Consider the following 12,534-nt stretch of genomic DNA (forward strand, 5'->3'; position numbering starts at 1 on the left):
TAGAATAGAAAGGGTGTGAAGACGTGTCAGCAGTAAATTACTTTTTACAGAATTATCTTTCAAAGATATATATTCCTCAGCTATCCTGGACCGATACAATTGAAATAATTATTATTGCATTTTTATTATATAATATTTTGGTTTGGATTAAGGATACAAGAGCTTGGGCTTTGTTGAAAGGTATTATTATTATTGGTGTATTTACGCTGATAGCTTTTATCCTAGATCTTAGAACAATTCTATGGATTGCTAGTAAGACAATTAATGTAGGCATAATTGCACTTGTAATCATTTTTCAGCCCGAACTAAGGCGAGCATTGGAACAACTTGGAAGAAAGAAGATATTGACTAATATTTTCAAGTTTGAAGGTGAAAAAGATGAGAGATTTAGTAATAAAACAATTAATGAACTTATTAGGGCGACATTTGAGCTTGCGAAGGATAAGACAGGGGCATTAATTGTATTGGAACAAGAAATGAAATTACTAGAATATGAAAAGACGGGAATTGAAATTGATGCAGTCGTTACAAGTCAGCTCCTAATTAATATTTTTGAACATAATACACCGCTTCATGATGGAGCAATAATAATTAGAGATAATCGAGTTATTGCAGCAACTTGCTATTTACCTCTTTCAGATAATATGGGCTTGAGTAAATCACTCGGAACCAGACATAGGGCAGCTGTTGGCATTAGTGAAGTTACTGATAGCTTTACAATTATTGTATCAGAAGAAACAGGAGCGGTATCAGTAGCTGTTGGTGGTGAACTAATTCATAATATGGATGGCGATTCAATCCGTAATAAACTTGAGTATATGAGAAGGAAGACTATAGATGTGAAATCTTTCAAGAGATGGAAAGGAAGGTTGAAGAATGAAGGGAAAAATGAAAGGAAAAATGTTAAATAATTTCAGCCTAAAAATTCTTTCGATAATATGCGCTATTATTTTGTGGGCAGTTATTGTAAATATCTATGATCCAACTACAAGTATAACGATTCCTGGAGTAGCTGTTACTTTGACTAATACACAAAGCTTAACGGATAAGGATTATACATTTGAAGTGGTTGATGGAAGTAAAATTTCAGTATATATTAGTGGACCAAGGAGCATTGTAAGCGATATTAAAGCGTCTGATATAGTTGCAACTGCAGATTTGAGTAAAGTTACAGTGTATTCAGATTATGTTGATATCGAAGTGAAGATTTCAAAGGACGGGGTATCTACTTCAAGTCTTGAGGTGACACCTAAAACAACGGCAATTAAACTAAGTATCGAGAACCGAGTTTCTAAAACCTTTAATATACAGGTGGAAACAGTGGGTACGCCAGATGGAGGATATGTTGTGAGTGAAAGTAAAATATCACCTACAACGGTTAAGCTGACTGGATCTGCTTCTACAATTAACGGTGTTAATTCTGTAAAAGCGACATATGATGTAAGTGGCGCATCTATGGATATTGATGATACAGCACCTTTGAAATTATATGATGAAGCCGGTAATGTGATATATGATACTAAAATTGAGCTGGGAAAGACAGCTGTAGATTTTAAAGCAACATTATTACCAACGAAAACCATTCCAATTAAATTCAAAAGTCAAGGTGATGTGGCAGTTGGATATAAGCTTACTGGAATCGATTACAGTAGTGCAGAAATTGTGGTGATGGGAACCGAAGAGAATCTAAAAAAAATAGATTCTGTAGAAATTAGTGCTAATGCGATTGATGTAACTAATTTAAATGCGAATAAAGATTTTGTTATAAATATTAAAACTTACTTGCCTTCTTATGTATCACTTGTTTCTGATAGTAAAGTCACGGCAACTGCAAAGGTTTCCGTTATAAAAGAAAAAGAATTTAATATAAAATTTGATAGTATTAATTTATTAAATGTACCAGAAGGATATAGTGTTTCATATGGAAATGTGAAAGATATAAATATAATTGTACTTGGAACTGAAAGTATTGTAAATGCAGTTGCTTCAGCCGATTTTAAGCCAACGATAGATACTGGCAATTTGGCCGTAGGTGTAAATAGTGCAATATTGAATGTTACATTGCCGACAGGTGCAATTCTCAAGCAAACTTATAATGTAGAACTAACGCTTATCAAAAATAAAGATACAACGGGACCAACGGCTACTGATAATACGATAAGTGCTACAACGGCGATACATTAATAATTATTTCGAGGTGTTTAAATGCTAAGTAGAAAAATAATTGTGGATTGTCCATCTGGAATTCATTTACGTCCAGCTGGTGCAGTCAGTGAAAATGCGAGTAGGTATGATTCTCAAATCACATTTGAATACAAAGAGGGAAAAACCGCTAATGCGAAGAGCATGCTTTCAATTCTTGCGGCAGGAATAAAATGCGGAGATGAAATCAACCTCATATGTGATGGACCGGATGAGCTAGAAGCATTAGAAGATGTTATTCATACTTTGAAAGAAGAAATAAAGGATTGATTTAGAATTTAGATTATAATATAATCAAATCAATCGAATTAAAATATTATTTTTAGAAAGGTAGTTATAGAGATATGAATTATATGGATACTTACAGTGCGTGGTGTAATAATCAATATTTTGATGAAGCAGTACGTGAGGAATTAAAATCAATTTCCGGGAATAAGGCAGAGATTGAAGATAGATTTTATAGAGAACTAGAATTTGGCACTGGTGGTTTAAGAGGTGTGATTGGTAATGGTACTAATCGAATGAGCATTTACACAGTTAGAAAAGCTACTCAGGGACTTGCTAATTTTATTATAAAAGAAAATGCAGCCGACAAAGGTGTTGCGATAGCATATGACTCAAGACGTATGTCACCAGAATTTGCAGATGAAGCCGCACTTTGCCTGAATGCGAATGGAATTAAATCATATATATTCACATCACTTAGACCTACTCCAGAATTATCATTTGCAGTAAGAGAATTAAAGTGTATTGCTGGAATTGTAGTAACGGCAAGTCATAATCCTCCTGAATATAATGGATACAAAGTGTATTGGGAAGATGGCGCGCAGATTACGGCTCCTAAGGATGAACAGATTATTACAGAAGTTAATAATGTTATAGATTATAATACTGTTAAAACTATGGACAAAGATGAGGCACAGATTGCAGGTCTTTATAATGTGATTGGCAGCGATCTTGACGACAAATATATTGCAGAATTAAAGAAATTAATTGTCAATCCTGATGCAATAAAGCAAGTTGCAGATGATATTACAATTGTATATACACCACTTCATGGAACTGGTAATATTCCAGTTAGAAGAGTACTTACAGAACTTGGTTTTAAGAAAGTGTTTGTTGTACCACAGCAGGCAAAACCAGACTCTAACTTTAGTACGGTTAGTTATCCTAATCCAGAAGATCCAAAGGCATTTACATTAGCACTTGAACTTGCAAAAGAAAAGGATGCAGATATTGTACTTGCAACTGATCCAGATGCAGACAGGCTTGGAGTATATGCTAAGGATTCTAAAACAGGTGAATATATATCGTTTACAGGTAATATGTCAGGAATGCTGATTGCGGAATATTTATTATCTCAAAGAAAAGAAAAAGGGCTCTTGCATGATAATGGGGCACTTGTTAAAACCATCGTTTCAACTAATATGGCTGATGCTATTGCAAAAGAATATAACGTTAAGCTAATCGAAGTGTTAACAGGATTTAAGTATATTGGAGAACAGATTAAACTTTTTGAAGAACAAAAGACCTATGAGTATGAATTTGGATTCGAAGAAAGTTATGGTTGCCTTGTTGGTACACATGCAAGAGATAAAGATGCTATTGTAGCTGTTATGTCACTGTGTGAAGCGGCGGCTTATTATAAGACAAAGGGTTTGACACTGTGGGATCAGATGCTTCGTATATTTGATAAATATGGTTATTACAAAGAAGGCTTAAAATCAATAACGCTTAAAGGGGTTGAAGGAGTAGCAAAAATCCAGGAGATGCTTAATAATCTTAGAGCAAATCCACCTAAAAATTTCGGAAAATTTGAAGTGTTGGCAATAAGAGACTATAAAAACGATGAAATTAAAAACATGAAGACTGGTGAAATAACGACTACAGGACTTCCTATTTCAAATGTATTATACTATGAACTGGACAACAATTCATGGTGCTGCGCAAGACCATCTGGAACGGAACCTAAGATAAAATTTTATATGGGAGTAAAAGGCATAAGTCTAGAAGATGCGAATCTGGAACTTGAGAAGTTAACAGATGCGGTTATGGAAGAAGTTGGACAGTAATATTACTTCCTAACAAAGGTCTCAGCATATTGTAAAAGTGAGTGGCGAGTCGAAGAAAAAACGTTCATTATTTTTTAACATATCGAACACATATATGACACATTTCGTTGCTAGACTAAAATCTATAAGCGAGATGTGTTTTATGTTTGCATGAATACTAGCAAAGTAAGGCTAAGCTTATTTGGCACTACTCAACGAATACAGTCATAAATTTTAAAATTTGCAAAGCATGTATCTAAAGCCTAAAGGCTTTAGACGAAAGGAGAAATTAATATGATAAATAATAATGACAACGAAAGACCAAAATTTGATTCACTAACTGGGTTACCAATAAAGTATGAAGAGGAATCAACTAGCACAATTGGTGAGGACCAATCTACTGATGATAATTCAGATGTATCAGTAGAGTACAGTTCATCACAGTATAATGATAATTATAGTGATATTCCATATAGCACGACGGTTGAGAACGCATCATCAGATAATAGTAGTACTCTATTCAACATATCAAGTATAAATACTAGCAAAGCAACTCAGAAAGCAGCAAAAAAAGCAGCAAAAAAGGCAGCAAAAAAAACATCAAAAAATACGGGTGGAAAAGGTTTCAGAAACGTAATTAGATTAGTAGCAGCAAGTGTTATGTGTGGTGTTATTGCCGGTGGTACAATGTACGGATTATATTATACAGGAGTATATTATTTTCCAACAAGTGCGAGTAATTCAAGTAATGTAAACATACCTACGGTTGCATCTGGAATTGCAAGTACAACATCTAATATAATTTCGCAAACGGGAAGTGCAGTGGGTACTGCATTGGATGTTCCAACTATTGCTAAAGCAGCAATGCCGGCAGTGGTTGCAATTACTGGAACGGTAACAACTACTTCTAGCTCTTATGGCTACTTTGGTGGCGGGGCATCAGAGGCATCAACAAGTGGAACAGGTATTATCATTGGGAAAAATGATACAGAACTTCTTATTGTAACAAATGCTCACGTTGTTGATGAAGTTAACAATTTAAAAGTAACATTTAATGATAATGAAGGAGTAAGTGCAACGGTAAAAGGTAGTAAATCTGACAAAGATATCGCTGTAGTTGCAGTTAAGATTTCAGATTTAAAAGAATCAACAGTTAGCAATATTGCAATAGCTGAATTAGGGGATTCTGATAGTATTCAAATTGGTGAATCGGTAGTAGCAATTGGTAATGCATTAGGTGAGGGCCAATCTGTTACAGTTGGTTGGGTCAGCGCTTTGAATCGTTCTATTACAGTTGAGAATACACAATATACAAATTTGATCATGACTGACGCAGCAATTAATCCTGGTAATAGCGGAGGTGCACTTCTAAATGCTAGTGGTCAAGTGATTGGAATAAATGCAGCAAAATATTCGTCTACTGGAGTAGAGGGTATGGGATATGCAATTCCAATTTCATCTGTAAAAGATATTATAGATAATTTGAGTACAAAACAGACAAAAGCAAAGGTTGAAACCAGCAAGGCATCATATCTTGGCATTAATGGAATGGATGTTACAAGTTCTACTTCAATCACCTATAATGTACCTGAAGGCGTAATGGTCTCTCAAGTGGCTGCTGGTTCACCAGCGGAAAAAGCTGGATTGGTAAAGCAAGATATAATTGCATCATTTGATGGTGAAGATATTACTTCGTTTGCTGGATTAAAAACACTAATGCAGTATTATGCGACAGGCGATGTAGTGAAGATTAGTTATTATCATTATAATAGTGATAATAAAACATATGAAACCAAAGATGTTCAAGTAACGCTTGGAAGCGCAGCTTCGAAGTAAATAATATTGACGGACGGACGAAAAAACTTGTACATTTCCTCCTGTTCGCTCTTGCCTCTACAGCCATGCGGGATTGTCTTCATTTGGTTCGACACCAGAAACCGGTGTCAACCACCTGAAGACAATCCCGCATGGCAGTAACGGCAACAGGCGGACAATAGAGGAAATGTACAAGTTTTTTCTGCTCGTCGACCACTCATAATTTACATTGAAGCGGCGGCCTCCGGCACCGCCACCCCCTTTTTTGACTACACGGAAGGGGTGGAATGGTTTTGAGTGGGAGTGGGCTTGCACTGATGGTGGGATATGAATGGTTCTGAGTGGGAGTGGGCCGGCGTCCATTATGCTCCGTGGGCTTTGTTTTGAAATATGACCGGAGTCGACAGGCAGAAAAATCTCGTATATGGCCTCTATTGTCCGCCTGTTGCCGTTACAGCCATGCAATATTGTCTACAGGCGGTTGACACCGTCTTTTCACGGTGTCGAACCGAATGCAGACAATATTGCATGGCTGTAGAGGCAAGAGCGAACAGGAGGCCATATACGAGATTTTTCGTCCGTACCCCAAAGTGTAATATTCCTAAAACCCCACAGCATAACTTTAGTTTTATTTTATTTGTAAAATGGGAGGTGTCGTAATATAATGTTAATATTGAATGCTTAGGAGGAATAACTATAATGGCAGATGAAAAAGAAAATATTAACTCTGATGAAGTTAGTAAAGATAAAAATATTGTAAACAATAAAGTGGAAGATAAAGATATATTAAGTAATAAAGCGCATGAAGAAGATAAAGATGATGAAGATGATTATGAAAAGATATGCTATATGTGCAGAAGGTCTGAAAGTAAAGCTGGAAAAATGATTAGTATGCCTAACAACATAAATATATGCTCTGATTGTATGCAAAGAACATTTGACACACTGAACTCTGGAGATATTAATTATGAAGAAATGCTAAAACTGAGCAATTTACCAGGAGCAAAAGGTCTTACACCAATCAACCTTGATAATTTCAACTTTGATAATATTAATTTAGAAATACCAAAAAAACAAAGACTAAAAAAGAAATCAACAGAAGAAAAACGAGTGTTAGATCCTATTGATATTAAAAAAATCCCAGCACCACATGAGATCAAAAGGCAATTAGATGAATATGTGATAGGACAAGAGCATGCTAAGAAAATCATGTCTGTTGCTGTATATAACCACTACAAAAGAGTAGCATCTAATACAAACACCATGGAAGAAATAGAAATAGAAAAATCGAATATGCTTATGATTGGGCCGACGGGAAGTGGTAAAACATATCTTGTTAAGATACTTGCAAAACTGCTTGATGTGCCTTTGGCAATTACAGATGCAACCTCACTTACAGAAGCTGGATATATTGGTGACGATATTGAAAGTGTTGTTTCAAAACTTTTAGCCGCTGCTGGTAATGATGTTGAAAAAGCGGAAAGAGGGATTATCTTTGTTGATGAAATAGATAAAATCGCAAAGAAAAAAGAAACTAGAAGTAGAGATGTAAGTGGTGAATCAGTTCAACAAGGAATGCTTAAACTATTAGAAGGAAGTGAAGTAGAAGTGCCAGTCGGTTCTAATAGTAAAAATGCAATGGTTCCATTGACAACTGTTAACACAAAAAATATTTTGTTTATTTGTGGTGGTGCATTTCCAGAATTAGAAGATGTTATTAAAGAAAGAATAAACAAGCAGTCATCCATTGGATTTGCAGCTGACCTGAAGGATAAACATGATAAAGATATTAATATTCTCAGTCAGGTAACACTGGAAGACTTGAAAATATTTGGAATGATACCAGAATTTCTTGGAAGACTTCCAATTGTATTTACATTACAAGGCCTTACAAAGGAAATGTTAGTCGAAGTTATGAAAGAGCCTAAGAATGCGATACTTAAGCAATATCAGAAGCTTCTTGAATTAGATGAAGTGAATCTGATATTTGATGATAGTGCACTTGAAGCAATTGCGGAGAAAGCAATTGCAAAAAAAACAGGAGCAAGAGCGATTAGATCTATTATTGAAGAATTTATGTTGGATATCATGTATGAAATACCGAAAGATAATAATATCGGAAAGGTCACAATTACTGGAGATTACATTAATAAAAAAGGCGGTCCAATAATTGAACTGCGTGGAATGTAATATATTGTAAAAAAAGCCAGGAATTAAATAATAATAAGAAGTGCTTAAAACATTGAATTGAATCAATGTTTTAAGCACTTCTTTTATTTTGAATCATTTGTATTGAGAACAGTTGCATAGCAAAATATAATCAAGCGCATAATAATTCTAAATATCTTATATAAAGAAAAAACAATAAAGCAAAACAACAATAGAGAAAAACAACAATAAAGTAATGAAATGGTTTTTAAATAAAAAATAAATAAAAAATAAATAAAAAAATGAATTGAATTACTGATATATTAGTGTTAAAATATCAATAATAGATGCTAGGGTTATAAAATAAGTAGCATATATATGATTTCTGAAAAAACAAGATAAAATGGTTATAAAATCGAATGCGCTGAATATGAAAGGTGGGGAGCTGGTATTATATATGAGATGTGAAGATATTAAAATACAAAGAAATATACTTGTAATATATTATTAATAGATACTGTATAAGCCTACCAATAAGCATAATAGATTAATATAAGATAAGATTTAAACATAATAATTTGATATTATCATTAAGTGATATATCAGTTTTGAATTTTGCTAAATATATATACAATAAAAATAAATGAAAGAGGTGACTTTTAATGAATTTAAATGATAAGGAACTTACAGAAAAATCAAAATGGGAGAAGGCTGGAATTAATTTATTCAGTTTCGATCGCTCAGCTATGCGTAAAGCCACAAAAGAAGAGCCAACTTGGATACATTTTGGAGCCGGCAATATTTTTCGTGCATTTCCAGCGGCTTTACAGCAAAAATTATTAAATGAAGGTTTGGATACAAAAGGTATTATTGCAGTAGATGGTTATGATGGTGAGATTATAGAACGTATGTATAGACCACATGATGAATTGAGTTTATTGGTAACTTTGAAGGCAAATGGTACTATTGAAAAAACGGTAATTGGAAGTATTGCAGAATCGTTAATATTAGATAGCGAAAATGAAAAAGAGTTTTCAAGATTAAAAGAAATATTTAGATCAAAAAGTTTGCAGATGGTTAGTTTTACAATCACAGAGAAAGGATATAGCCTTGTTAGTGGCAAAGGTACCATATTGCCAGACGTACAAGCTGATTTTGAAAATGGGCCACAAACCGCTAAGAGTTATATCGGAAAGCTTACTGCCTTGTGTTTTGAACGTTATATCAATGGAGGAGCACAACCATTAGCACTTGTTAGTATGGATAACTGTTCTCATAATGGAAGCAAGCTTTTTGAAGCAGTACATGCATTTGCCTTGAAATGGACTGAGAATGGATTTGCGGATGCCGGATTTAAGGCATATATAGAGAACCCACAAAAAATATCTTTCCCATGGAGCATGATTGATAAAATCACGCCACGTCCAGATGATAGTGTGAAGAAGATGCTTAGTGAAGTAGGATTTGAAGATACAGAAAGCATTGTAACATCAAAAAATACGTATGTATCACCTTTTGTAAATGCAGAAGAAGCACAATATCTTGTAATTGAAGACCTATTTCCAAATGGACGTCCACAGTTAGACAAAGCTGGAGTTATTTTTACAACTCGAGAAACTGTAGATAAAGTAGAAAAAATGAAAGTATGTACATGTTTAAATCCTCTCCATACAGCATTGGCTGTTTATGGCTGTTTGCTTGGATATACAAAAATCAGTGAAGAGATGAAGGATAAAGAACTAGCCGAATTGGTAAAAGTGATTGGTTATAAAGAAGGTCTTCCTGTTGTAGTAGATCCAGGAATTATCTCACCCAAAGCATTTATTGATGAGGTGCTAAATGTACGTATTCCAAATCCATTTATGCCAGATACCCCTCAACGTATTGCTTGTGATACCTCACAAAAACTTTCTATCCGTTATGGTGAGACGATTAAGGCATATATTGCAAATGACAATCTAGATGTAAAAGATTTGAAAATGATACCGTTGGTACTTGCTGGATGGTGCAGATATCTTTTGGGTATCAATGATGAAGGCAATCGTTTTGATGTTAGCCCAGATCCTATGTTTGATGTACTAGAAGAAAAACTAGCTGGTTTAGAATTGGGACAAAAGGGTCCATTCCATGATATTTTAAAACCAATACTTAGTGATAAAAAGATCTTTGCGATCGATTTATACGAAGCTGGTCTAGGAGAAGCCGTAGAAGCTGATTTTGCAGAGTTAATGGCAGGTCCGGGAGCGATAAGAGCTACATTGAAAAAACATTTATTAAATAATAAATAATTATTTGGTGATATTGACTTCGTGATTATTAAAATATAAATTTCCCGAGAAGAACTGATACTTGATTTGACAAAACTTTTGTCAAGAGTACCAGTTCTTCTTGCATTATAAAGCATAAAAAAAAGTTGTCTTTAATATAATTTTATATCAGTCTGTTGTGAGCAGGTATTTAAAAAGTGCATCAAAAATACCTTTATTATGACAAGATTTGTGCCTGCGGCACAAACTTGAGATGCGTCTTGCTAAGGCAAGCCACATGAATGGGGAGGATTATGAATAAAATAATCAGTGAAGATTATGCGGATTTAATAATCAGAAATGAAATTATAGAACAATATCAAAATGAAAAAAAGGATAATATCACTCTCATTAATAATAAACATTCTATGTTACATTTACCAATTGCTGATATTGAAAAATGTTCGCTTGGGGAATTTAATTATAATTTTTTTCCCTCTTGTTTTTCACTGGCTTCATTAGATAGTTTAGACCGATCAAGTGTTACTGAAATACAGAAAAATCCAAATTTAGCTTTGTTTGGAGAAGGCGTTTTAATTGGATTTGTTGATACGGGTATTGAATATCAACATCAGGCATTTGTAAATGTTGATAAAACTTCTCGTATTGTATCAATTTGGGATCAAACGATTAATAATGAGCAGAATAATATAACTGAAATGCCATATGGAACAGAGTATGATAATAAAATTATAAATGCCGCTTTGCTTTCGGATAACCCAATGTCGATTGTTCCAACTACTGATGAAATTGGACATGGAACTATTTTGGCAGGAATTGCTGCAGGAAATCTAAATGTGTCTCAAAAATTTTCTGGCGTTGCCCCAAAGACTGAATTGGTTATTGTAAAATTAAAACAGGCAAAACAAATAACCCGTGATATATTTTGTATTCCATCAAAAGCAATTTGTTATCAAGATACAGATATCCTAATGGGTATGAGATACATTATCGCCACTGCCGCAAGATTACAAAAGCCAATTGTACTATGTTTTGGTCTGGGAACGAATCAAGGAGGTCATGATGGATTTGGAGCGGTTAGTAGTCAATTAGATTTTCTTTCTCAGGTTCCTAAGGTATGTACGATGACACCTGCCGGCAATGAGGGTATTTCACGTAGGCATTATTTGGGAAAATTAACAAAAGGAGAACCGCTTAAAGAGTTTGAACTGAATGTAGGAATCGCAGATACTTTGTTTTCAATGGAAATATGGCAACAAGCACCTTATCGAATTGCCTTAGATATTACATCACCTACAGGTGAATATACAGCTCCTATCTACCCGGAAATCAACGAATGTCATAAATTAAGTTATGTTTTTGAATCTTCAGTACTTTGGGTTAATAATGAAATAAGTGAAGGTGATACAGGAGATCAATTGATATTAGTTCGCTTTCAGACTGCATTGGCAGGGATATGGAAGTTCCGCGTGTATAATATGGATAATGCATCTTCGGAATTTAATGTTTGGCTACCATGCGCCCAGTTGATTACAGATGACACGTATTTTTTACAATCTAATCCGAATAAGACAATTATATCGCCTGGAAATGCTGCTAAGTCAATTACGATTACATCATATAATCCTGAAAGTGGTGGAATTGCAATTAATGCAAGCAGAGGATATACACGTACAAATGTTATTAAGCCGGATTTGGCAGCACCAGGTGTTGACCTAACCTGCCCAGTTATTGGGAATACTTATGGAACTGCATCGGGAACAGGTTGTGCCACTGCTCACACAGCAGGAATTGCAGCAATGATGTTGGAATGGGGAATTGTCAAAGGGAACTATACCAGTATGAATGGTCAAGATATTCAAAAATTATTGATTAGGGGTGCGGTAAGAAGTGATGAATTAGAGTATCCTAATAATGTTTGGGGTTATGGAAAAGTAAATATTTATAATGTGTTTCAACGATTGAGATAGGATCAAGTTGGTTTCAAGTTGAACACAAAATAGTTGACGTAAATAGAAATAGATATTAAAATGAAATAATTAATGTCAAGT

8 protein-coding genes are annotated in these 12,534 nt (G+C 34.5%); all 8 read left to right on the forward strand.

Annotated features, from left to right (window positions below):
* Window positions 1–23 precede the first annotated feature (23 nt).
* The 8 genes from cdaA to BMY18_RS01450 all read left to right on the forward strand — a co-directional run bounded on the left by cdaA (window position 24) and on the right by BMY18_RS01450 (window position 12,453).
* Window positions 24–911 carry a diadenylate cyclase CdaA gene (gene cdaA / locus BMY18_RS01415; RefSeq protein ID WP_092449835.1) on the forward strand — a complete coding sequence of 296 codons (888 nt, stop codon included), beginning with the start codon at window positions 24–26 and terminating at the stop codon, window positions 909–911.
* Window positions 877–2,184, forward strand: coding sequence for a CdaR family protein (locus BMY18_RS01420; protein WP_092449837.1), 1,308 nt, complete (start codon window positions 877–879; stop codon window positions 2,182–2,184). The genes cdaA and BMY18_RS01420 overlap by 35 nt, the downstream gene beginning before the upstream one ends.
* A 21-nt stretch (window positions 2,185–2,205) precedes the next feature.
* Window positions 2,206–2,472 carry an HPr family phosphocarrier protein gene (locus BMY18_RS01425; RefSeq protein ID WP_092449839.1) on the forward strand — a complete coding sequence of 89 codons (267 nt, stop codon included), beginning with the start codon at window positions 2,206–2,208 and terminating at the stop codon, window positions 2,470–2,472.
* A 74-nt stretch (window positions 2,473–2,546) separates the two neighbouring features.
* On the forward strand, window positions 2,547–4,274 hold the full coding sequence (locus tag BMY18_RS01430) for a phospho-sugar mutase (RefSeq protein WP_092449841.1): 1,728 nt from the start codon (window positions 2,547–2,549) through the stop codon (window positions 4,272–4,274).
* A 273-nt stretch (window positions 4,275–4,547) separates the two neighbouring features.
* Window positions 4,548–6,089, forward strand: a complete 1,542-nt coding sequence (locus tag BMY18_RS01435; protein WP_092449843.1) for a S1C family serine protease — start codon at window positions 4,548–4,550, stop codon at window positions 6,087–6,089.
* 678 nt (window positions 6,090–6,767) lie between these two features.
* Window positions 6,768–8,258, forward strand: a complete 1,491-nt coding sequence (gene clpX / locus BMY18_RS01440; RefSeq protein WP_092449845.1) for an ATP-dependent Clp protease ATP-binding subunit ClpX — start codon at window positions 6,768–6,770, stop codon at window positions 8,256–8,258.
* A 620-nt stretch (window positions 8,259–8,878) separates the two neighbouring features.
* On the forward strand, window positions 8,879–10,504 hold the full coding sequence (locus tag BMY18_RS01445; RefSeq protein WP_092449847.1) for a mannitol dehydrogenase family protein: 1,626 nt from the start codon (window positions 8,879–8,881) through the stop codon (window positions 10,502–10,504).
* Window positions 10,505–10,776: 272 nt separating this feature from the next.
* Window positions 10,777–12,453 (forward strand): S8 family peptidase, encoded by a 1,677-nt coding sequence (locus tag BMY18_RS01450; RefSeq protein WP_092449849.1) that lies wholly within the window; start codon window positions 10,777–10,779, stop codon window positions 12,451–12,453.
* Window positions 12,454–12,534: the final 81 nt, after the last annotated feature.

It is taken from the genome of [Clostridium] fimetarium (assembly GCF_900111235.1).
Lineage (GTDB): Bacteria > Bacillota > Clostridia > Lachnospirales > Lachnospiraceae > Clostridium_N > Clostridium_N fimetarium.